Annotated in this window: 25 protein-coding genes and 1 tRNA gene; 8 read left to right on the forward strand and 18 right to left on the reverse strand. The window is 34.0% G+C overall.

Annotation, left to right across the window (positions count from 1 at the left end):
- The first annotated feature begins 13 nt into the window (after positions 1-13).
- The 3 genes from J3D55_RS20460 to J3D55_RS20470 all read left to right on the forward strand — a co-directional run bounded on the left by J3D55_RS20460 (position 14) and on the right by J3D55_RS20470 (position 2,705).
- Positions 14-1,150, forward strand: a complete 1,137-nt coding sequence (locus J3D55_RS20460; protein ID WP_259134061.1) for a helix-turn-helix domain-containing protein — start codon at positions 14-16, stop codon at positions 1,148-1,150.
- 126 nt (positions 1,151-1,276) lie between these two features.
- Positions 1,277-1,834, forward strand: a complete 558-nt coding sequence (locus tag J3D55_RS20465) for a serine hydrolase domain-containing protein (protein ID WP_259134063.1) — start codon at positions 1,277-1,279, stop codon at positions 1,832-1,834.
- Positions 1,806-2,705 (forward strand): serine hydrolase, encoded by a 900-nt coding sequence (locus tag J3D55_RS20470; protein ID WP_259134066.1) that lies wholly within the window; start codon positions 1,806-1,808, stop codon positions 2,703-2,705. Before J3D55_RS20465 ends, J3D55_RS20470 begins: the two co-directional genes overlap by 29 nt.
- 173 nt (positions 2,706-2,878) lie before the next feature.
- On the opposite strand, the gene J3D55_RS20475 is transcribed toward J3D55_RS20470, so the two are convergent.
- Entirely contained in the window at positions 2,879-3,406 is a 528-nt protein-coding gene (locus J3D55_RS20475) for a hypothetical protein (RefSeq protein ID WP_259134079.1), read from the reverse strand.
- Positions 3,407-3,417: 11 nt separating this feature from the next.
- The gene (locus tag J3D55_RS20480) at positions 3,418-3,714 is read right to left on the reverse strand and encodes an MGMT family protein (RefSeq protein WP_259134082.1); all 297 of its coding nucleotides are present in this window, start codon (positions 3,712-3,714) and stop codon (positions 3,418-3,420) included.
- Positions 3,715-3,914: 200 nt separating this feature from the next.
- Here J3D55_RS20480 and J3D55_RS20485 point away from each other — a divergent pair, with 200 nt between their 5' ends.
- On the forward strand, positions 3,915-4,061 hold the full coding sequence (locus tag J3D55_RS20485; RefSeq protein ID WP_259134085.1) for a hypothetical protein: 147 nt from the start codon (positions 3,915-3,917) through the stop codon (positions 4,059-4,061).
- A gap of 366 nt (positions 4,062-4,427) precedes the next feature.
- Here J3D55_RS20485 and J3D55_RS20490 read toward each other — a convergent pair whose 3' ends face one another.
- From J3D55_RS20490 to J3D55_RS20510, 5 genes are all read right to left on the reverse strand, one after another.
- Positions 4,428-5,519: an acyltransferase family protein gene (locus J3D55_RS20490; RefSeq protein ID WP_259134087.1), complete on the reverse strand. Its 1,092-nt coding sequence runs from the start codon at positions 5,517-5,519 to the stop codon at positions 4,428-4,430.
- A 64-nt stretch (positions 5,520-5,583) separates the two neighbouring features.
- Positions 5,584-6,555, reverse strand: a complete 972-nt coding sequence (locus J3D55_RS20495) for a deoxyhypusine synthase family protein (RefSeq protein WP_259134100.1) — start codon at positions 6,553-6,555, stop codon at positions 5,584-5,586.
- A gap of 26 nt (positions 6,556-6,581) precedes the next feature.
- The gene (locus tag J3D55_RS20500) at positions 6,582-7,247 is read right to left on the reverse strand and encodes a hypothetical protein (protein WP_259134104.1); all 666 of its coding nucleotides are present in this window, start codon (positions 7,245-7,247) and stop codon (positions 6,582-6,584) included.
- 48 nt (positions 7,248-7,295) lie between these two features.
- The gene (gene arfB, locus J3D55_RS20505) at positions 7,296-7,688 is read right to left on the reverse strand and encodes an alternative ribosome rescue aminoacyl-tRNA hydrolase ArfB (RefSeq protein WP_259134107.1); all 393 of its coding nucleotides are present in this window, start codon (positions 7,686-7,688) and stop codon (positions 7,296-7,298) included.
- Between the two features lie 30 nt (positions 7,689-7,718).
- Positions 7,719-8,747 (reverse strand): AMP-binding protein, encoded by a 1,029-nt coding sequence (locus J3D55_RS20510; RefSeq protein ID WP_259134110.1) that lies wholly within the window; start codon positions 8,745-8,747, stop codon positions 7,719-7,721.
- A 99-nt stretch (positions 8,748-8,846) separates the two neighbouring features.
- Between J3D55_RS20510 and J3D55_RS20515 the strand changes: the two genes are divergently transcribed.
- The 3 genes from J3D55_RS20515 (at position 8,847) to J3D55_RS20520 (ending at position 9,900) form a co-directional block, all read left to right on the forward strand.
- A tRNA-Gln gene (locus J3D55_RS20515) sits at positions 8,847-8,917 on the forward strand.
- Between the two features lie 235 nt (positions 8,918-9,152).
- On the forward strand, positions 9,153-9,278 hold the full coding sequence (locus J3D55_RS22435) for a hypothetical protein (protein ID WP_310467385.1): 126 nt from the start codon (positions 9,153-9,155) through the stop codon (positions 9,276-9,278).
- Positions 9,259-9,900, forward strand: a complete 642-nt coding sequence (locus tag J3D55_RS20520) for a ThiF family adenylyltransferase (protein WP_310467387.1) — start codon at positions 9,259-9,261, stop codon at positions 9,898-9,900. The genes J3D55_RS22435 and J3D55_RS20520 overlap by 20 nt, the downstream gene beginning before the upstream one ends.
- Positions 9,901-9,917: 17 nt before the next feature.
- Here J3D55_RS20520 and J3D55_RS20525 read toward each other — a convergent pair whose 3' ends face one another.
- The 10 genes from J3D55_RS20525 to J3D55_RS20570 form a co-directional block, all read right to left on the reverse strand.
- Positions 9,918-11,018 carry a DUF7005 family protein gene (locus tag J3D55_RS20525; RefSeq protein ID WP_259134113.1) on the reverse strand — a complete coding sequence of 367 codons (1,101 nt, stop codon included), beginning with the start codon at positions 11,016-11,018 and terminating at the stop codon, positions 9,918-9,920.
- Between the two features lie 17 nt (positions 11,019-11,035).
- Positions 11,036-13,948, reverse strand: a complete 2,913-nt coding sequence (locus J3D55_RS20530; RefSeq protein WP_259134116.1) for an NHLP bacteriocin export ABC transporter permease/ATPase subunit — start codon at positions 13,946-13,948, stop codon at positions 11,036-11,038.
- Between the two features lie 12 nt (positions 13,949-13,960).
- Positions 13,961-16,075, reverse strand: a complete 2,115-nt coding sequence (locus J3D55_RS20535) for an NHLP family bacteriocin export ABC transporter peptidase/permease/ATPase subunit (protein WP_259134121.1) — start codon at positions 16,073-16,075, stop codon at positions 13,961-13,963.
- A gap of 85 nt (positions 16,076-16,160) precedes the next feature.
- Complete coding sequence (locus tag J3D55_RS20540; protein WP_259134124.1) at positions 16,161-17,423, reverse strand: NHLP bacteriocin system secretion protein; 1,263 nt, start codon at positions 17,421-17,423, stop codon at positions 16,161-16,163.
- Between the two features lie 11 nt (positions 17,424-17,434).
- Positions 17,435-18,244: a TolC family protein gene (locus tag J3D55_RS20545; RefSeq protein ID WP_259134127.1), complete on the reverse strand. Its 810-nt coding sequence runs from the start codon at positions 18,242-18,244 to the stop codon at positions 17,435-17,437.
- Positions 18,245-18,308: 64 nt separating this feature from the next.
- Positions 18,309-19,010 (reverse strand): TolC family protein, encoded by a 702-nt coding sequence (locus tag J3D55_RS20550; RefSeq protein ID WP_259134129.1) that lies wholly within the window; start codon positions 19,008-19,010, stop codon positions 18,309-18,311.
- Between the two features lie 24 nt (positions 19,011-19,034).
- Positions 19,035-19,556 carry a cyclic nucleotide-binding domain-containing protein gene (locus tag J3D55_RS20555; protein WP_259134131.1) on the reverse strand — a complete coding sequence of 174 codons (522 nt, stop codon included), beginning with the start codon at positions 19,554-19,556 and terminating at the stop codon, positions 19,035-19,037.
- A gap of 94 nt (positions 19,557-19,650) precedes the next feature.
- On the reverse strand, positions 19,651-19,986 hold the full coding sequence (locus tag J3D55_RS20560; RefSeq protein ID WP_259134133.1) for a hypothetical protein: 336 nt from the start codon (positions 19,984-19,986) through the stop codon (positions 19,651-19,653).
- Positions 19,987-20,003: 17 nt separating this feature from the next.
- The gene (locus J3D55_RS20565) at positions 20,004-20,651 is read right to left on the reverse strand and encodes a helix-turn-helix transcriptional regulator (RefSeq protein ID WP_259134135.1); all 648 of its coding nucleotides are present in this window, start codon (positions 20,649-20,651) and stop codon (positions 20,004-20,006) included.
- A gap of 48 nt (positions 20,652-20,699) precedes the next feature.
- A complete protein-coding gene (locus J3D55_RS20570; RefSeq protein WP_259134137.1) occupies positions 20,700-21,188 on the reverse strand; it encodes a hypothetical protein in 489 nt (162 codons plus the stop codon).
- A gap of 361 nt (positions 21,189-21,549) precedes the next feature.
- On the opposite strand from J3D55_RS20570, the gene J3D55_RS20575 reads away from it, so the two are divergent.
- Positions 21,550-22,314, forward strand: coding sequence for a LuxR C-terminal-related transcriptional regulator (locus J3D55_RS20575; protein WP_259134139.1), 765 nt, complete (start codon positions 21,550-21,552; stop codon positions 22,312-22,314).
- Here J3D55_RS20575 and J3D55_RS20580 read toward each other — a convergent pair.
- Positions 22,311-23,045, reverse strand: coding sequence for a DUF3667 domain-containing protein (locus J3D55_RS20580; RefSeq protein WP_259134141.1), 735 nt, complete (start codon positions 23,043-23,045; stop codon positions 22,311-22,313). The two genes, J3D55_RS20575 and J3D55_RS20580, sit on opposite strands and share 4 nt — an antisense overlap.
- Between the last annotated feature and the right edge of the window lie 61 nt (positions 23,046-23,106).

Raw genomic sequence — 23,106 nt, forward strand, 5'->3', positions numbered from 1 at the left:
TTTGCTAAAAAACATGGATAAAGACAATTTTCTGGGTTCAGTCTCTTTAATCGGAATTTTTGTAGTGTCATTTCTTGCGTTATTTTTATTAACTGTAAAGACCAAACACAAATTGGGAAATCAGCTTTTTGCATTTTTCCTGATTGCCAATGCCATAGATGCCTGTAAATATTTAATTCATCATATTCCCGACCATTTCATCAACCTTGAGGTTTTTCGTTGGAGTATTGTCTATTTGGTTCCCGCATCGTTTTATCTCTATGTAATGTCGGTTTGCTATTCTAATTTTCGATTAAAACCGAAACATTTACTGCACGCTATTCCGTTTATTGCTTATAATTTGAATTTAATTTCGGGAGTATATTTTGAGACTCCCGATATGAAATTGGATTTTATAAAGAATATGAATCAAATGCCTATTACCCATTTTTTTCAACTTCTTTTCGAATTGCTGTTTCAAGTGTATTTTATTGCTTCATTTCTGGTTATTAGAAAGTCTAAAACTGTTTATCTTGAGAATTATACGAATCCGAATATTTCTCTAATTAATGCGCTGCATAAGATAACAATTGTATATTATCTCTTACATTTTTTAGTGCTTTTACGATGGCTGGTTAGTTTCACCATTGGTTTGGGAGAGGTAAGACAATGGATTGTAACCCTTGATGGGTTTACGTTTTTAGTTTGTACTTGTTGGTATTTATTTATTGCATTAAACAATCCAGAATTTTTCAGAGGAGTAAATTCCCATCTGAAACCTATTACAGAAGCTGTTCCAAAACAAAAATCTTCTCCTATAATTAATGACGAAAAAAATAAGCAAATAGAATTCTTAAAGGAGTTTATGATTGAAAAAGAACCTTATCTGGATTCTTCATTAACTATTCAGGATTTATCTGAGCAAGTAAAAATACCCGTTAAAGATTTATCTACTTTGATCAACTTGTATATGGATAAACATTTTTTCGATTTCGTAAATGAATATAGAATTGAAAAAGCGATGCAAATCCTTAGAGATTCTTCTCAAAAAGAACTGACTGTTTTGGAAATCTTGTACCACGTTGGTTTTAATTCTAAATCTTCGTTTAATACTTCTTTCAAAAAATATACAGGAAAAACACCAACAGATTACAGAAAACAAGCTTTGTAAAATCTAATTATTTTCAAAAAATGAGTTCGATTTTTTTTAATCGGTCACGTTCTGAGACGTTTTAAAGCATCTTTGCCGGAAGTTTTTAAACAATCAATCAAATTCTACATCTGAAAATTAATTACAATGAAGAACCGATTTTTCTTATTATTCCTAACTGTTTTATTGACAAATACGCTTTCTGCCCAAGAACTAAATAATTTCAAAGAGGCAAAGAATAGAAATCAAAAACCGATTAAACAAGAAGGAGTCTATATCGACCAGATAGATTCCTTAATGACAAAATCCTATGAAAGAGGTTTATTCAATGGAAATGTCCTTATCGTTAAAAATGATAAAATCATCTATCAAAAATCATTTGGTTTTACTGATGAGACGAAACAAACTAAATTAAATGATAAGTCAATATTTAATATTGGCTCTATTGCAAAGGAATTTAATGCTGTTTCAATAATGATATTAGTTGAACGTGGTCTTCTTAATCTTGATGACAATATCGCTAAATTTAATTTTGGATTACCGAAATGGTCAGAGAAAGTTACCATAAGACAGCTTATTAATTATGCTAGTGGTATTCCTCGAATAGAGTCTGGACTCACTATAATAAATGATGAGGTGGCTTGGAATATTTTGAGAAGCAACGACAGTTTACTCTTTGAACCAGGAAACCAGCTACAGGTATGATAATGGTAATGTCTTTTTGCAAAGAAGAATAATTGAAAAGGTAACAGGAGTAACATATCAAGAATTTGTCACTAAAAATATAATCGAGCCTTTGAAAATGACAAATTCGGTGTTTGATCCAAAATTTGGTCATAAAAACCGAACCTCTTGTTATGATTTTGATAATGTCCGATGCCAAGAAGTGAATTTTATAAGTGGATGGCTTTGGGTAGACATAAATGATCTTTATAAATGGATTAAAGCGATGAATACTAATCGTTTAATATCCAAAGAATCCTTTCAAACTTTATTGAATAATCCATCCGCAAAAGACGAAGGTGGATCACTTGGCAGATACTTTGAAAAAGATGAACTACAAAGACACAATGGCATCTCATATAAATTTGAATCTATTTTTTTAAACGATTTCAAAAATAATAGTACGATAATTCTATTGTCCAATAATAAAAATAGAGTTTGGGATTTAGGACATACTATTCACAACTTAATGCTAGGAAAAGAGTACGAAATTCCTAAAAAATCGGTTTATCAAGCGATAAGAAAGGAATCTCTCGACAACGTAAATACAGCTATAGAGACATACTATTTACTCAAGAAAAATTCTAAAAATGAATACAGCTTTGAGAACCCAGGTGAACTTAATAAATTAGGATATGAATTATTAAGAGCTGGCAAAAATAATGAGTCAATAGAAATATTTAAATTAGCTACAAAAGAGTTCCCTAAAGATGCTAATCTATTTGATAGTTATGGTGAAGCATTGCTCCAATGTGGAAAAAAAGAAGAGGCGATAAAGATGTATCAAAAATCTGTTATGCTAAATCCCGATAACGAAAATGGGAAACAAATTCTTTTAAAAATTGAAAAATAAATTGGGTCGAAAATTGAGGAAATTTTGAAAAAACAGAAATAATTTTTGCTTTTAGGTGATACTATATTTGAGGTTTCGAGGCGACTTTGTCGCCCCCAAACCTTTTTGTTTACTCTGTTTGTATTTTCGTAGGGTTTCCCTCTACGCTGGATTAAGTCGCCACTTCGTGGCTCTCATTTTTTAGAATTTCCACAATTATATTCTTTTTCAGTGTACATTTTTATCCTGTAGAGAAATTCTTGTTCTTGTTTTGAGCTTTTGGTTATTTTCTGATCTTTAACTAGATGATCATTAAAATAAGTCTTCATGCTTCTATTTTTATAATCAGTCACAAAAATAGTATCTGTCTTTTTATTCCCATTTTTTCCGGCTTCATTGTTATTTTCCTCATAGGTTTCTTTTATGCTGTAAATCGTACGTATTGAGTCATTTTCAAATATTATTTGATCTTTACGATCCGTCAATTCTCCATGATGTTCGATTTCTAAAAATTTCAACTTGCAGTTTACAAAATAGGATGTTTGTGGTGACAGTCCATCATACTGAAATTCAAATTTCTTAGCTTTTGATAATCGAATTGAATCTGAAAACCCTGAACTTAATCCACGATATTTTTTATTTGATTTTTCTAAACAGCTTATAGTAACGATCATCAAAAGGAATGTCAAAAAGCTTAAGGTTTTAAAAGTATTCTTATTCATTACAAAGTCAATTATAATTCTTCCAACGGATTCCAGAAAAGGTTTTTAAAATTTTTAATTCTAAAGTTTTCCACCTCAATTCCTTCTGCTTCCAGTCTTACCTGAAATTCAGGGACAGATAAAGTTCCTGAACTTGAAATGACGCGATGCGCCGGAACATCTTTCGGGCAGCCTCCCATTGCTTTTCCTACATGACGGGAATGATTCGGGTAGCCAACTGCTTTTGCAATCGCTCCGTAGCTTGTCACTCTTCCTTTGGGAACGAGTTTTGTGATTTCCCAGACTTGTTGTTTGAATATTTCGTTCATACAATTTAAATTCTTTTTTGATTTTGAAAGATTTGGATATTATAAAATTCTAAACGCAAGGCTCGCAAATATTTTTAATGAACTTCCTGTTTTTAAGTTCGCGAAGGCGTTTTACTCAGCAAAATCCGCTAATTTAATTTTTTTGCATCATTTTTGGATTCATATTACCTCAATGATGTTTCTCACAAAAATATAAAGTTATGAAAAAATCATTTTTCCGCTTAATGAATACTATCAATAAAGCGATATTACCAAAATTGAGTGATAAAGATCCTACTAAACTGACCAAAATTCAGAAAGGGATTTTGGCGTACCGATATTTTGTACTGATAAATTCTTTAGAGTAATTTTTTAAAATTTATTTTCATGGTTGGAAATCGCAAAGACGCAAAATATTATTTATAACAATGTTTTTAAGGCGCAAGGATTTTATCTATGATAAAATTGATACCGTTGTACTATAAATAATTTGGAGAGATTCGCACCTAGATTCTTTCAGAATGACAAATGGTGTGGATGTAAACCTTACAGGTTTTATTTTTGTAACAGTCGCAAATTCATAGCCCCGATAGGAACGACATCCTTTTTTGTTGCGGCCGGAGCGAAGCGGAGGTCGTAACAAAAAAGATACAGTGGATAGCGGGAAATTGCTCCTTAAAAAATATATAAAAGTACAATTCGACAAAGTCAAATAGCTTCAAATAAAAAATAAATTATCTGATTTTAGCAATGAGATTTCTACACCATTTGTAGAGCGGTTTTTCAATCAAGAGATAAATGATAATCGAACATATCCACAACAAAACAAAATTGCGGTCGGGCAAATAAATGTAGGATTTCAGTTTCATATTGAAATAACTGAGATGGATAAGATAGAAAACAAACGACGCATTTCCCAAAAGAACAAATATTTTTGTTGACAGTATTTTGGATACCCATGTTTTTTCCGACATCAATCCCCAAAAGAAAACGGCAATGGCAACAGGCAAGAAAAACTCGTGAATTACTCTTCCTTCCCAACGTTCAACGCCATGTGAGAAACTGTGTTTGGCAAAAAAAGCAATCGAAATAATTAAGGCGATCATTGAAATTCCGCCAAAAAGTGTTGGCTTTTTTAAGCTTTTCAAAAACTGCATTCCTTTTTCCTGTTTCATTAAATAAGCCAGTAACATTCCGAAGAAAAATTCCAGACTTCTTCCGAAAAAGGTATTTCCTACCATGAATTTTAAAGGATATAAAAACCCGTCAGGATTCCCATTATACCAATAAAAACCGTAACCGATACCCCAACTTAAGAGAAAAAGTCCTAACAAAAATGAAACACAGTATTTCCAGTTTTTCTTTAATAATAAAAATAAAAACGGTGAAAACAGGTAAAAGAAAAATTCTACTGTGAGCGACCACGCCTGTACGATTCCTGAAATAGAATACTTGTCAAATAAGGAATAAAAAAGTGAGTATTGTAAGAAATAGGTATCCACATTTTTGGAATATGCGGTATCCAGAAAATAAAAACTCAACAAAATCCAATACAACGGAAAAATCCTCGCTATACGGAGCAAAATATATTTTAAATACGATTTTTTAGAATCCAAAGGCGATTCTTCATATCGATAAGCCAATAGAAAACCACTCAACACAAAAAAGACGGTTACACCAATATGCCATTCACTAATAAAACGCAGGATCACGAACGGTAAATCATGGCGCCAATATTTACGGTTATGATAAACAAATACCATAATCGCAGCAACAGCACGCATTCCCGTGAGCGCATCAAATTTATTTTTGTTGAGATTTTCCAAAAGCTAAAAAAATAAAAGGCTTACAAAAGAAGCCTTTTATCTAAAATTTATAGTAATTCTATTCTTAATTTTCTAAAATATAAGAGAACATCAATGGTGCACAAATTGTTGCATCACTTTCAACGATAAATTTCGGTGTAGTGATATCCAATTTACCCCAAGTGATTTTCTCGTTCGGAACAGCTCCCGAATAAGAACCGTAAGAAGTCGTAGAATCTGAAATCTGACAGAAATAAGACCAGAACGGAATGTCGTGCATTTCCATATCCTGATACAACATCGGTACAACACAGATCGGGAAATCTCCTGCGATACCTCCACCAATCTGGAAGAATCCAACTCCTTTTCCTGCTGAATTTTTAGTGTACCAATCTGCCAAATACGTCATGTATTCGATACCCGATTTCATAGTCGTTGCAGTCAATTCTCCTTTGATACAGTAAGATGCGAAGATGTTACCCATTGTAGAATCTTCCCATCCCGGAACTACAATCGGCAAGTTTTTCTCTGCCGCAGCAATCATCCAAGAATCTTCTCTAGGAATTTCGTAATACTGCTCCAAAACTCCTGAAAGAATCATTTTATACATGAATTCGTGCGGGAAATATCTTTCTCCTTTTGCTTCAGCATCTTTCCAGATCTCAACGATGTGTTTCTGTAATCTTCTGAAAGCCTCTTCTTCAGGGATACAAGTATCTGTAACTCTATTCAAACCTCTTTCCAAAAGATCCCACTCATCCTGAGCTGTTAAATCTCTGTAATGAGGCACTCTTTCGTAGTGAGAATGCGCTACAAGGTTCATCAAATCTTCTTCAAGATTCGCCCCTGTACAAGAAATAAAATCAACTTTATCCTGACGGATCATCTCAGCAAGAATTTTTCCCAACTCAGCAGTAGACATTGCTCCTGCCAAAGTGATCATCATTTTCCCGCCTTCTTTAAGATGTGCAACATAACCTTTAGAAGCATCTACCAATGCTGCTGCATTGAAATGCAGATAATATTTTTCTATAAACTCGGTAATCGGTTTGTTCATTTTTTTAATTTTTGCAAAGATAAAACTTAAAAACGGAATGTAGCGGCTGCACTTAAAGAAACTCTCTGTAAACCTTCGCTATTATCGTTACCCAAATCATAAGTAACTCCGTCTATTTTCATTTTTTTCAATACTCCGGCTGCAAGACCGACTTTAGGACCAATCAGGAAATTTTTGGAAACCTGATATTGATACCCAAAATCCAATTCTGCCCCAAAAGTAGTTCCCGTTCCCTTTACACTCGCTGTTTTTGTTGTATAAGTCATTACACCGAATGTACCTTCCATAAATAATTTATGTCTTGTTGGTTTATTATCATTGGTAACTAAAACTCCGGCTCCGTAGAAAGAAATATTGTCCTTCGTTGTTACAGGCACAGAAACAGGCATACCGTTTACATATCCCATGATAAATCCATCACTTGAAGCACTGTAATTAGAATATTTAAGTCCGAATGAAACTCCCTTTTTCACTTCATAAAATCCTGAAATATCGAAACTAACTCCGTTTTTCAAACCTTTTACATATTCTTTTTCTTCTCTTGAAAGTCCCGAAGCTGTTTTTGCAATTCTCCATGAATAGCCGACAGATGGCATGATTGAAAATTTGGGTTCAGCTTTTGTCTCAGTTTCCTGAGCAAATGAAAATACAGAAATCGAAAACAATCCCAATGTTACTAGTTTTTTAATCATTAGTTTAAATTTTGGGCAAAAATAATATTTTTATTTATGTAACCTAATTTAAAATTTGAAACGTCTGTTTTCTTTTTTCTCGGAGATTTTCTTTTTCGTATCCAGCCTTTTTTCTTTTTTTGCTCTGGAAGGTTTTGTTGCAATCCTGATTTTAGGAACAATTAAAGATTTATTGACGATATCTAGAATTTTTTCAATCGCTTTGTTTTTATTCATTAATTGAGTTCTGTTTTCCGAAACCGTTAAGAATAAAAAACCTTCTGCGTTGATTCTGTTTTTTAATTTTTCCTGAATTAAAGCTTTCTGTCTTTCATTAAAAAATTCTGACTCATCCACTTTCCAAAGTACCGTTACAGAGGTTTCAACTTTATTCACATTTTGTCCGCCTGCACCACTGCTGCGGGAAGTTTTGAAGTTGAGTTCTTTTGTGAAGTCTTTCATTTTTTTAATTAATGGTGTGAAATTAATATTTTAAATGTTAATAGTTTTAGTTAACTCAAGACGATTTACTTTTCCGTTCGGAGTTCTTGGTATTTTTTCTACGAAAATAACGTCTTTCGGCTTATGAAAATTTTTCTCAAAAGATATTTTTGAAATTTTATTTATTACCTCTTCTGATTTTTCTCCTTCAATGATTACTACCACTTTTTGACCTAAACTTTCATCATCAATTCCTAAAAAAACAACTTCATTCGGAATTTCTTTTTTCACTAAAGCTTCCAACTGTTCAGGAAAAATTTTTGCTCCTCCGGAATTGATGACATGATCAATTCTCCCTAAAAATTTGAATTGATTTTCATTCTTAATCTCAACTAAATCATTAGTCTGCAAAATTTCTGAATTCAAATTAGGCGCAAAAATTTTCAGACATCCTCTTTCGTCTATGGAAATTGAAACATTTTCAAAAACCGTAAAATAGTCTTCAGCTTGGGGTAAAATCTGTTTTAAACCAATATGAGAAAGCGTTTCCGACATTCCGTAAGTCTCGTAAATTTTGGTTTGAGAGTCTGAGAATTTGAGAACTTGGGCTATTTTTGCTTTCAAAGATTCCGAAACTGCCGCTCCGCCGATGATTAAATTTTTAATTAAATATAATTCATCCAAAGAATTTTCGACTTGTAAAGGAGTCATGGCACAAAAATCAACCTCATCATTAATATTTTCAAGAGGTTTTAAAGCGGGATCAACAATAATCAACTTTAATTTTCTGATAATCGAACGAACAACCATCATTTTTCCTGAAATATATTCTACAGGCAGACAGATTAAAGCGGTATCATTTTCTTTTAATCCTAAAAAATCACACGTCATTTCTGCAGAATTAATCATTTTATTTTTTTCAATATCAAAAATTTTCGGCACTCCTGTAGAACCCGAAGTTTGCACCTTTACCATCGTAGAATCGGAAAACCATTCTTCTACAAATTGTTTGATTTTTTTTTCAAATTCCGTTTCAAAGGATAATTGATTAATATTGAGATTATTGAAGTCTATCTGCATAATTTCCATGAATAAAAAGTAGAGTAAATGTAAAAAAAAATGTAAAAAGTTCTTGCATATAATGAAAAAATCTGTAAATTTGCATCACCAAAATAAGACAGACTCATAGTGTAACGGTAGCACTCCGGTTTTTGGTACCGTCAGTCGGGGTTCGAATCCCTGTGGGTCTACGAAAACCATCCTTTTAAGGGTGGTTTTTTTATTTTGGGGTAAATAATTCTTAGACTTTTCAAAAAATTTAGACTTCCGAATATTCTTCATTGTCAATTCTCTCGGAAATTAGAAAAACTCTTAGCAGAAATATTCATGTTGGGCTACATTTTATTCTTCGTAGTCGATGACAAGATCAAAAAACTACACTTTTTGGTAGTTCGACGTGCTTTACTATTGATTAAATTTGTTTTTATGGAACAACGATACATTAGAAACAGGCTATATTTGACTCCGGAAGAGCAAAATATAATTAAAAATACTCCTATTTTTTTAGGCGGAGCCGGAATAGGTAGCGTGATTGCAGAGAAACTTACTTAGGTTTGGCTTTGAAAACATTACTATTGTTGATGGTGATCATGTTGAATTATCAAATCTAAACAGACAAAATTATACTGAAAAAGATATTTCAAAACCTAAAGTATATGCATTACAAGAACGGCTACTTTTAATTAATGGTAATGCAAAAATTACAGTGCATCATTGTTTCATTACTCCAGATAATATTCAAGAGCTCATATTGGGAAATAAAATTGCCATCAACGCTTTAGATTTTACTTCTGAAGTACCTTTATTGTTCGATAGAATATGCCAGGAAAATAACATTCCGGTTCTTCATCCTTACAACCTTGGTTGGGGCGGATTGGTAATGGTAATTACTGAAGGGATGGGATTAGATTCTCTAAAGAAAGATGAGGAAAGATTCAGTGAAGTGAGTGTTGTACAATATGTATCGACCCATATGAGATATTGGGGACAACCTCAGGAATGGCTTGAAGATATTATAAATAAATATCTTAATGAAAATAAGCAACTCCCGCCACCTCAATTGTCTATCGCTTCTTCTTTGGTAGCAGCAATCTGTGCGAAAATAACTTTCAATATTGCGACCAATAGACCGATTAAAAAGTTCCCTGAATATTATTTAACAACTATTGATTAATGGTTTATCTGATATTATCACTTCTTTTCATTATACTTAGACATTAGTATATAATTTCCTCTTTTGGAAGCTATATCGATAATACCGGTCTCACAAAGAGCCTCAATCCTGTTTATTTTGTCTTTATCTGATTGTATTATACCCAATTCATTATCGAACCCTTCAATTGTTTCGATAGCGTTTTTAATAAGGCTCGTCAGTTTTTGAAAATCATCTTCGGATATTTGACTATCTTTAAGATAATTTTCTAACCTTGCACCTTTTCTATATTGAGGGTAATCTTCAAGACCCATGAATGTGAGCATCCATTCTTTATTGTATCTTCCGAAAGCCTTGGATATTCCTATATAATCTGCTATAAGCTCATCATTAAGGTTATTAGAAGCAGATCCATATCTTTTTAAGGTATACAGATGAGTGCATTCGTGTTCCAGTCTTATCGTATAGGAATACGTCTTCCATTCCTCGCTGGAAAGTCCTAATTCATCTCCGGGAACGTTGCTGTAAGGTTTTGTACTTAATACGATTATTTTGTCTTTATATAGATCAGGATTGGGAAGAATATTTTTAGAAAACTCATCATTCCAGTTTCCGTGAGAATTTGTTTTGATCCATTGTTCTTTCAATGCATGGATTCTTGCCCAGTTATTTATTCCGTTGGCTAGAAAAGCTCCCATAGATTCTGGTACCGGCACAGGATTATTTTTATGGAAGATGGTTTGTACAATGGTTACAAAATCTTCATTGTTGTTTATTGATACCACAGGAATTGTTCCGGCAATACTACTGTGTATTTTTATTTTCAGACCTTGTGGATCATTCAATTGCAGATGTTCGCTCAGATTTTTGTAAGAATCTTTACCTTGTAAAACAGCATTGATATACTCTTCTGTTTTGTTTATTTCTGCTTGTACAGGAAAATGCAACTGAGGATAAAAAGTTTTGAGAATTTGAAATGCACTCCAATCATCTGTTTGTAAGTGTTTTTCCCAAAACTTACTACAATTATCTTCTTCAGAGAGAATTGTTTTTATACCCTCTGAAGAAAATTTATTTTGAAAATACGCCTTAAGTTCTTTTGAAATCTTAAGATCTTCTTTATTTTTTAATACAGCCATATCAATGGTTATTAAATTTAAGCAATCTGCCTTTTTGCCAATTGAGAAAACAATCCGTCCAGTTCCATCAATTCATCATAAGTTCCTGTTTCCATAATGGTTCCTTTATCCATCACATAAATACGGTCTGCATTTTTAATGGTGCTTAATCTGTGAGCAATGATAATACGGGTTGCCTGAAGTTTATCCAAACTTTCTGAAACGATATTCTGGGTTCTGTTATCTAATGCACTGGTAGCTTCGTCCATAAAAAGCAGCCTAGGTTTGTGAACAATTGCCCGTGCTATCATCAATCTTTGTTTCTGCCCTCCGGAAAATGTTCCGGCACCTTCACTTACAACGGTGTGCATTTCCATAGGCATTTTTTTGATATCCTCTTCCATTCCTGCCATTCGGGCCGCTTCCCAAGCATCGTCTAATGTCAGCTCGGAGTTTCCTACAATATTCTGATAGATACTTCCGGACATTAATGATCCGTTTTGCAGAACGACTCCTATCTGTCTTCTTACCAGTTCTTTGTTCATAGAATCGAAAGAATCGCCATCAAAATAAATAGAGCCCAATTCAGGAGACTCAAATCCTAAAAGCAGTCGCATAATGGTCGATTTTCCTGAACCGGAAGCGCCTACAAAAGCCACCATTTCACCCGGTTTAATCTTAAAGGTTATATCATTCAAAACCAAAGGCTGATCTTCATTATATCTGAAAGAAACGGAGTTCATTTCGAGTTCTCCTGCGAGTTCTCCCGGATCTACGCTATGTTCTACAGATTCTGTTTCTTCTTCTAAAATAGGTTTTACCCTTTCATATAAAGTAATCACATTAAGAGAGGTAATGAGTGCCATGCTCAATCTCAGGCTGTCATTCAGAAACTGATTGAATGCGGTAATGAATGCCATAAATGCCCCCACCGTAAGCATTGTTGTTTTCATATCAGAATTAAGAACTGTATAATACAGAAATGAAAAGAAGAATATACTCGTCACAAGAGGATAAGAAGCGTTAAATGTTTCCACAAAATTCTGATAGCTTCCTGAGACAAATCCTAATTTTTTTAATTTTGAAAATTTATCTGCCCAAAGTGTAAAGACTCTTCTTTCACCTCCCGTTATTCTTATTTTGGAAATCCCGGACAGGAATTCAAACAAAAAACCCTGTATTTCGCCTTGATATTTGGATACATCCCGATCATATTTCAATTTTAACCAACCAATCGTAATCATAAAAGCCATAGCAATCAACCCTAAACCGACTCCAATCCAAGCTAATTTAGCATTATAATAAAAGAGCAGTACAAGATTTACAAAAGAAAAGGCTCCGCTCAATACTGCGGTCATTACTGTACTTGAAACAATCTGACGTATCATGTTTATGCTTAAAACCCTGTTAGTCAAGTCTCCTGCACTGAATTTTTTATAGAAAGTAACTGGTAATCTCAACATATGATCCATAACACCGGCCTGGAGATTGATGCTGGATTTTGTTTCCACCCTCTGTTGCAATACTCCCTTAGCAAGCTGCAAACCTGCTGTTACCAGACCGATCATGATCATAATGATAAAAATCTCTGTGTGGAGCGATTTGTCTGCTGTGGGAATAACATCATCATACATCATTCCTGATAATATGGGAACCAGCAAGCCGATCACACTTCCTGCTAAAGCCGCTAATACTAATATTTTAGCATCTTTTTTCACTCCCTTTAAAGCAAATCCGGCTACTTTTTTTACGGAAGTCATCTTTCCATCAAATCCGGAAAAAAACATATAGCCTATAGGTTCTAATGTGTCTGCAATTTCATTATTAATAGTAGTTTCTATACCTGTAGACAGGTCTTTTAACACATAGCTGGTAGGAGTTGCTTGCAGTAAAGCAACCGGGGTTTTATCTTTTTTTGTAAATGCCAGTAAATGCCCATTTTCTTCTTTCCACCAAGTTCCCCTCAAAATAATTTTCCGGATGCGTATTTTGGAACTTTTTGCAATAGCGTATAATTGATTGGTAACACTATTTTCGTAAGATTCTATATGTTTGGGCTCATCTATTGTAAAACCAGACTGTTCTCCTATCAACCGACAGGTAGAGAAAAGTACATTTTTTTTATTAGACACTTGTGATGCTCCTGTAAATACCTGCTCATCATTACCTGCTACAATTGATCTTATCTTCTGTAAGGTACTTCTGATACTTTCATCCTCTATCAGCCGCTTTTCCTGAAAATGTTTAGTTTCTTCAGATTTCTGGGTCTCTATTATAATAGTAAGCTGATTATAAAAATGCTCTTCAAGCTTCGTTAATGAAAGTAAAAAATAGATCTCATCCTGAAGTACTTCTCTTGTGCTCAATACTTTTAGTTCGGCATCATCGCTTAATGATTTTATCCATAATTTATTGGATACGGGAGTAAGAAATCCCGGCAGCTTATCATGGCTAATATCTGTGCTTTCGGCATAGATTGTTACTTCTCCTTTTAGAATATGTACCCAAATGATGCCACTAGACGGAAAAGCAATACTGCCCTTCTCCAGAGATGTTACTTTATAGTCGTCCAAAGCTTTATAAACTCTTGGGCTATTGCTGTTACATACCACAGAAGTAGTCTTTGAGATCCATTGATTGATCATATTCTTCAGAAAGAAATGATCCATCTCAAGGAGTTTACTTTTATCAATAGGCAATAGTTTTGCATCACTTGAAAAAGCAATAAGTCTGGTATTATTTTCTAGATGCTTTTCTGTCAGCAGGCTAAATAATATCTCTCCTTTCTGCACTTTATAAAAATGCTTCAGAGGAATTAAATAATTACCAGATTCATCAATTTTGGTATAAAATACATTGACCTCTCCTGAAAGCACCATCCAAAACTTGTCTGTTTCGTTCAGGGTAAAAGGATTTTCAACATTTATAAATATCTTTTCTTTTACAGGCATGGCATTTTATTTTTACTTTGTTTCAATTAATTTGGAATAGGCTCCGTTTTGTTTCATCAATTCCTGATGGCTTCCTCTTTCCACTATTTTCCCGTATTCCATTACAATGATTTCATCACAGTCTATAATGGTACTTAGTCTATGGGCTACGATTAAGCAGGTACAACCTCTTTTTTTAATATTATCCATTACGGTTTTCTCTGCGGTAGGATCTAATGCACTTGTTGCTTCATCCATAACTAAAATAGAAGGATTAGTTGCTAAAGCTCTTGCAATCTCGAGACGTTGACGCTGTCCGCCGCTAAAATTAGAACCGCCTTCTAACACAGCACTGTCATACGCATCGTTTCGAGCTGCAATTACATCATGAATTGCTGCATCTCTAGCAGACTGGATAATACTTTTGTCTGAAATTGTAGCATCCCAGAATGAAATATTTTCTTTGATAGTACCATTGAAAATAAGAACATCCTGATCAATTACCGCCAATGATGCTGTAATGACATTTCTCGGGATTTCTTCTTTATTTTTTCCATCGAGCAGAATTTCTCCTTTCCAAGGTTTATATAAGCCTGAAGCTATTTTAGCTACTGTTGATTTTCCGCTTCCTGAGCCTCCAACCAAGGCTACTCTACTGCCTGGTTTCAGTTTTAAGTTGAAATTTTCGATAAGAGCGGGCATTGTTGTATTGTAACCAAATGTGACATCACACATTTCAAAATAGCCAACTAACTTATTGTTGATCTCTTCTTTAATTGTAGATTTATTTTCTTTAAACTGATCATCTACTTCATAATTTGTAACATCATCTATCCTGTTCATGTCACTTTCTGTTTCATGCAGCATCGTTCCTACAGAAATCAATTGATTAACAGGAGATATGAAATTGCTCATCAGGTAAGTAAAAGCAACCAAAGCTCCAAGGGTCATTTCTCCATCCATAATTCTTAATGCGCCTACCCCTAAAATTAAAGTTGTAGTAAGGGAAGTAATCAGCGGAGGAATTGCATTAAGCCTAATCGTTAACCATCCCAACTCCTGCTGAGCATTCGTTACTTTTGCCAGATATCCTATCCAGTTGGTAAAGAAATCATTTTCTCTTCCTGAAGCTTTCAGGGTTTCTATCATACTGATTCCTGATGTAGTGGTCCCAAGCAGTTTACCATTTTCATTGCTTAATCGTCGGTTGCCATCCTTTCTGGCTTTGGAAACATATTTTAAAGCTGCAACATTAATTCCAGCCATTAATATGCCTATCAACGTCAAAGGAATATCATAAGAAAACATCAAAAAGGCATAAAAAATAACCACAATAATGTTGAGTGCTGCATTAGCAAGATCTCCACTTAAGAGCTTGGCTACTTTGTCATTTAATGATACCCTGTTTCCTATTTCACCACTATAGCGTTGGGTGAAAAAAGAGATTGGTAAGTGAAATACATGCCAAAGAAATTTGCTGGAGGTCGTAAGCGCCAGTTTCGTTTCCAGCTTCAACAGGTAATACTGCTGAATATAAACCAATGCAGAATTGACTATTAAAACGCCTCCCATAATAAGCAGCAACGGCATTACAAATCCCGAATAACCATTTATTAAATATTTATCAATAAATATTTTGATGAATGACGGAATCACTAATCCCGGAATGACCAGAAAAAGACTTGCTAATATAAGATAGAAAATACTTAATTTGGAGTTGGATATTCTAGATGCTAAGGAAGACATTAATCCTCTTTTTTCATTTCCTTTTTCAAAGCTTTCACCAGGATTAAAGGTGAGGACAACTCCCGTATAAGCATCATCAAATTCTTCGTGCGTCACCTGATACCTTCCTTGCGCGGGATCACTCAGGTACACTTTATTCTTTGTGAATCCTTCTAAAACCAAAAAGTGATTAAAATTCCAGAAAATAATAGACGGTGTCTGAATCTGCATCAGATTTTCTATAGATTTGGCATATCCTTTTGCTTCCAGTCCGTATTCTTTTGCTGCTTTTATGATATTGGTTGCCTTCAACCCATCTCTGGAAACCCCACAGGCAATTCTTAATTTTTCTAAGGGAATGAATTTACCAAAATAACCTAAAATAATACTTAATGCGGCAGCACCACATTCTACGCCTTCCATTTGGAGAAACTGTAGGAACTTTTACAGGTTTTGCATTTTTTCCTATGACAAAATTTGTACTCTTTTTCATCTCTTAATGTTGTTATTAGTACAGATCAAAGAATTTTTTGAAGGCAGGAACAACAATGGTAGCAGGAGGTTCCTGATTGATTGTAATCTTACCATTACAGGAAGTTCCTTCTTTTATAGAAACATTGGGTCCTTTAGCAGAAGTCCATTTGTAGCCGCTAAAAGAAGTAGGGTCTTTTTCAAATTCGACATGAACTTCAAACAAAGGTCCTGAAGCCAGAAGCCCTTTTGCCAGCTGATCATTTTTTACAGAAGTCATCATCCCTCTTTCTGTGATAGGAAAGTCGGAAACATAGGTAACTTTTCCTTCCATAAAACCGTATTCCTGCGGCTGTACTGTAGAAGGTACCACAAAAGCTTCCATTCCTTTTTTTATTTTTTTTCCGTCTTGAGAAGGGATGTAAAGTACACCTTTCAGTACGGCAAGATTTGCATCACCTTTGTTTTTTAATTTAAATAATGGAGTACCCGCTCCCACTACACCTCCCGCATCGGTTAGCACTTCTACAACTTCCCCGTCGTAAGGACTTTTTATTTTATTTTGAGTTTCAAATCTTTCTGACAAGAACTGAAGATTCCTTTCAGCTTCGGAAATACGCTGATTTTGCAAAGTGATTTTTTGCTGAAGATCGAAGCCTAAATTATGCTGTTGATTAGATGTCTCTGCCATCTGACCTTTTAATCTTTCAATTGTATTTTTTGATGCATCGATCTGTTGTTTTGTTCCGGCTACCTGAGATTTAATGATGAGCCCCTTCCCCAACAGATTATTTTCGGATTCTAACTGAGTATAAAGAAATGCCAGTTTTTTCTTTTCGGCTTCTATTTCGCCCTGAATACTTACTCGGTTCTGGCTAATCATCTGTCCTTCCAAATGACTGCCCTGATTTCCATAAGCCATTAATTTTCCCATCTCAAATTTCCTATCTGATAAAACCGCTTTTGCGTCTTCTATCTGCTGATAAAGTTCGGGCTGCTGAATCGTAGCAATCACATCACCTTTTTTCACATGATCTCCGATAGCAACATGCAGTTTTACAAGCTGCCCCTCAGAAGTAGCTACCACCTCATGAACTTCCCCACCCAGTACAACACCTACAGCGTTCAGCTTTGTCTTTACTGTTCCTAATATGGACCAGCAAATTCCTGTTCCCAATGCGATGAAAACAGTAAAAAGGGCGATCCATGCTTTGGGTCCTGTAACTTTTATTAACTGATCTAATTTTTCCGGAGTAGATAATTTTTCTAATGCTGACTTTCTAAAAAAACTTGCTGACATAATTTTCGTGTTTAATAGTTAGCTATATTGGGAATGGTATAAAAGACTTCCTGATTTAGCGTAAATCCTTTATCTCCTTGAGATATTAATGTTCCTGTTTCATGTCTCAGATTGATAATTGCATTGGCAAACTGCTGATAAGCCTTTAAATATTCCAATTCTGAAGAAGTGAGTCTTTCCTGAAATAAAATTACATTCAGTATCGTTGTCAATCCTGCCTGCAGCTTTACCTGTTCATTATTAAAGGCATCTTTATAAGAATCCAGTGCTTCTTTTGCTCTTTCCAGAACGATCACACTATTATCAAGACTATTGACGGCATTACTGATATTGAGTTCTATATTTCGCTGTAAGTTTTCATTGGCTACTTTCTGATCGTTTAAAGCGATCAAACTTTTGGCGTAATTCCCTTTGGCTAAATTGTTATTAACAGGGAAAGTAAAAGTCAGCTTAGCTCCGGCTCCTACATTTCTTCCTTCATTATTGGTAAATGATGAGAATGTTTTATCAACTCCGTTTCCTGCAATGGCACTTCCATAAAACACAAAACCTGTAAGATCTAACTGCGGTTTTGTATTATTTTCCGCAAGTTTATATTGCATTTCCAATGCTTCGGAAATGTTTTCAACGGCTTTGAGATCACTTCTTTTTTCTTTTGCGATTTTTATCAAAGAATTCCTGTCCAGATCTGTTGTATATTGAGATTCTGTAATGCCGGGAAATTCATTGAACGGGAAATCCAGCCTCAGACTTTCTTCATTGCTTAGTCCTATTACTCTTCCCAGATTAATTCTTGCTTCATATAAGCTCTGTTCTGCCATAGCAGTGAGTTTTTGCTGATTAAAAAGATCTGCATTCACCTGAGCCAAATCTCCGGCGGGTTTTTTATCGGCTTTTATAAGTTTCTTTGGTAACTTCTAAAACATTCTTTACCCTGCTTTCGTTTTCTTTATAGATTTCTAAACTTTTATAGGCCAGATAATAGCTCCAGTAAGCCTGCCCTATTTGCAGAATGGTATATGAATTTGTAAATTCATTGTTACTCTTGGTATTTTCTATATAAAGCTGAGAAACTCTTTCGGAGATTGTTGTGATTTCTCTTCCTCTTCCTTTTAGTAGAGGCTGTGTCAGTGAAAAATTGACAGAACTAAGATGATTTCCCCAAAAAGCTCCAACATATTGGTCAAAACCGTCATAAGGATAGTTATTATTATTAAAGCCATATTTTAGACTTATATCTGTTGTTTGTCCGGATCTGAGTTTTTTCTTCAGTCCTGCTGAAAAATCCAGCGTGTTGGTTTTTAAAAATTTATCCATGTATTCATTTCTCGGATCGGCATCAAAAAGGGTATATTTATTGTGCTTAACCGCTAATTCTGAAACTAAGTTGACATCAAATACACTTCTCTGGATCTGAAAGTCTCCTTCAGCATCTTTAATCGTGTAATTACTTCTAATGATGTTTGGATTTTTTTCAAACGCTATATTTGAAATTTCTACCAAATCACAGTTGATTTTAGACTGTCCATAAAAGCTTGTAATACCGACACCCGTAAATAATACGCAGATAAATTTGTAAAACCTCATTTTAGAAATGACTTATTTTTATATTTAAACTTCTGAAAACCTATGCAGTATCTGCCCAAAACGAGATCCAGCCTGAGCTACACCATCCAAGACATTGGTATCTATCATATCTTCTTCTTCGGGATTGCCATATCCTAGTTGATCTGTTGTTTTTCTCAATCTATTTGAAAGAAATAAAGCTAACGCATAATAGAAATTCGATCTAAATTCCGGATTTGTGGCCATTCTGGTACTTATCGTATCCCGAGAGATATGATACACTACCGAAGGCTGCGTTACCACCACAGAAACTGAAGGCGGTCTCGACTCCAGAAAGGACATCTCCCCTACAATCTCTCCTGCTTCCAACTTGGCAATGCTTTCGCCATGTCTGTTATCTGCATATACAGACAACTGACCCGATAGAACGATAAATAAACTGTCAATAGATTCTCCCTTGTTGATAAGTGTATAACCTACCGGTAAGTCTAGTTTACTTCCGTTGTGGATCATCCATTCTACATCTCTGTCATTTAATTGACCTAAGAAAAAAAGTACTCTTTTCATAATTATATTTTTTTTTAAGGTTATGCTAAAGTATTTTGTTTTACGCTGATAAATACGCCAAAAGAACTGCTGTTCCTGACGCTTTGTTATTTAGTTATTTCTTTATTTTTTGTAAAGAATTGTACAATGAGTTATAATCTGTCATCCTATGACCGCTTTTATGATCTACGGGAGATTTCTCAGACTGATCCTCAGATTTGTTATTTACATGTTGTGGCTTCACAGGAATATTGATGTATAAATACTCCGGATCCGACTGATCGGTTATCTTAATCTTTTTGTCTATAGGCAGTTTTCTTCCAAAGAATTTTTCTAAAGTTTCTTCCGGATTTTCAAGCAAATCTTTTTTGAAATCTTCATTTTCCCAGGCTTCAGAAATAATTCTAAAAAATACTTCCTGTCCTTTTTTTTGTTCTTCTGTTAAGTTCATATCTTATATTATATCAATTATTCCAAAGAGGTGATCAATTCTTTAGGGGTAATATTATACTGATCCGCAAATAGTCGAGAAAAGTAATGTACATCATTATAACCTACTGCATAAGCGATCTGAGAAATAGATTTCTGTATATAGTTGTCTATCATCTGTTTTGCTTTGTGCAGTCTTAATACTCTTATATATTTATTAGGAGTAAGATAGACCAGATTGGCTATTTTTCTGTGTAATTGTCTTTCGCTTACTGCCATTTTGTATGAAAGCTCGTAAAGGTTGAGATCGTTCTGAGTAAATGACCCATAAATTTCTTTTTCCAGATTAATCAGCCAGTCCTGATCAATTTTGGTGATTTTTTGAGGGTTTATCTGTTCTGAGCATAGATCCCGGACATTTTCATTATCCTCGTAAATATCAAAAATTTCAGGACGGCTTCTGAACGTTAAATTCAATGTCTTGGCCTTTGTTTTCAGCATGATTTCTTCAATGATATCGCTTATTTCTTTGCTGCTGGAAAATATAATTTCATCTTTTTTTTCTTTATGGTGCAACGCCGTGCTTTTGCTTACAGTGATAATGTTCTCCAACGGATTTTTAATGTTTTGAATAATTTGTTCTAAAATATCCGGAGAGCTCCAGTCTATGCTTTTTACTGTATTCATTGAGTGAGAGTTTGGTTGGTTTGTTTTTTTTAAATTTTAATACATTGATTAACTAACTAAATACCTGTTAGCATCGTAAAAACCCTTTAAACCGTCATAGTTCATTGAGATCGGAACCGTTTCTGAACCTAAATAATTGATAGACTTACCGATAATATCTGTTTTAATGCCCATGAGATTCATTACTCGTAGAAGTTTGCTGTCACATTCTGCAAAGGCAACACTATTTTCATCTTTGCAAATGGGAGTAATAGCGCATACCATGAGCTTTTTAAACAATGTGCGATCCTGGTTTGTTTTATTCGTAGCGAATCTTCCAATGTGCCATATTGAAGATACTTTCTGAGGATAGCTTATATCTAAAGGATTGATATTAAATAACTTTTGAATAGGAAGTGTCGTTTTATAATCCCATTTAATTACTCTTATAGAACCTTGAATGCTGCCTTCGGGATCTTTTACAACAAAAATTTCAGAATTTTTGAAATAGCTTAATTCTTCATTATACACTTCTTTTACATCATTTTGCAGCTGCATTTCCGGCATTACACTATCGGAATGATGATTGAAGTTTTCTTCTACTACAAATTTGGCCAGCTCAGATAACTGCTCCAGTTTCTAACTGGTTTAAATAACTCTGTGTAATTTTCATGGTTTGGTGATTTTTAACAAAGCTACTTGACAGAGCTATCAATCCCACTACACCAAATGGTAGTATTATACTGTAAATCAAACAACTAAACAAAAGTGTAGTTGTTCAATTTATTTAACCTCATCCTAATTTTTCATTAGGAGAAATCAATCATTATATTGTTTTTGATAGATGAAAATAATTTTTTAATCAAAAACTATTGATCTTATTGATTTTATCCTATTTTTGTATAAAAACTGATAAAAAGTGAATGAAAACGAGCCAAATTCTTTCTTTAATCATAGAAATACTATTAGTAATGTAACTGATGAAGAAAAGGAACAGCAGTTTAATTATCTGGAATCTATTAAAGCATTTTCAAGGGCTACCTACACCAGCATTTATGTAATCGATTATATGAAACAAGGGTTTGAATACGTATCAGACAATCCTTTGTTTTTATGTGGCAATACTTCTCAGCAGGTATTGGAAATGGGGTATGCTTTTTATTTTAAATATGTTCCGAAAACAGATTTGGAACTGCTGCTAAAGATTAATTCTATAGGATTTGATTTTTATGATAAGATTTCTCTGGAAAACAGACTGGATTATACAATCTCCTACGATTTTCATATCATCAATAAAGAGGGTAAAAAGATATTGGTCAACCAAAAATTAACACCTTTATTTTTAAATAAAGACGGAAAAATCTGGAAGGCTATATGTATTATTTCTATTTCTTCAGAAAGAAATGCCGGAAATATTAAAATATATCAAAACGGAGAAAATAAAGTCTATCACTACAGATTAGACAGGGAAGTCTGGGAAACCGAGAAAAAGGTAGAACTCTCCAAAAGAGAGCTGGAAATCCTGCAGCTTTGTGCAAGAGGATATACGATTAACGATATAGCGGGAGCTATATTTATTTCTCCCGACACCGTAAAATTTCATCGAAGAAAATTATTCGACAAATTAGAAGTAAGCAGCATTACAGAAGCTATTGCATATGCTACAAATAATAAGTTGATCTAATGGAAATATAATAAACCGATTTTGTTAATGATGGTGTTGATGGATAATCCAATGAGAACAACGGCAATTATAATAGTGATACATCTAACGATAAGGCTCCCTTTTTTGTAATTAAAAGCCGAAAAGTATTGGTAATAAAACCAAAAAAAGTAGACTATTTTTAACAATTCTGTAAGTGTGTGAACATACTTGAGTATTGTTTCATTTGAACAAAATAGCGATGTTACTGTTAATATATAATTGATTATCAGGATTCCGCTGATCATATACATCGTCATCACCAAATGCTCCATATAGTTTTGTTTGCTTTTTTTGAACAAAAAATAGCTCGCAAGCGCAAAAAATGGCACAAATGACAGAATTATAAATTTAGCATATTCTTCTACAACTCTGGAATACCCATCAATGTCACTACTGTTTGAGGCAGAATTAACATTGTCTGTAAATTCGCCTGTAAAGTGTGTCACTGCAATTATAATAAGTAATAAAGTAAAATAATTGAAATGTTTTACTCTTTTTCCTTGTATATATTCTCTGATACCATGACCAGGTCTTGTAAACAGTTCTTTAATCGTAAATAAAAATCCTTTATCTAAATGAAATACTCCGTGTATAAAATCGTGTACAACGAAATGTTTTAAAGAAAAACGATGGGTCGCGTTGTTTTGTCCACAAACAGAACAGAAGTTATTAATGGTTTCGCTTCCACAGTTAAGACACTTTGAGTTCATTGAAATGTTTTTTATATAAATAATCACTAATACGGCAAAAATACATAAATCTTAAAAGAAA

This window comes from Chryseobacterium ginsenosidimutans (genome assembly GCF_024807225.1).
GTDB classification, from domain to species: domain Bacteria; phylum Bacteroidota; class Bacteroidia; order Flavobacteriales; family Weeksellaceae; genus Chryseobacterium; species Chryseobacterium ginsenosidimutans.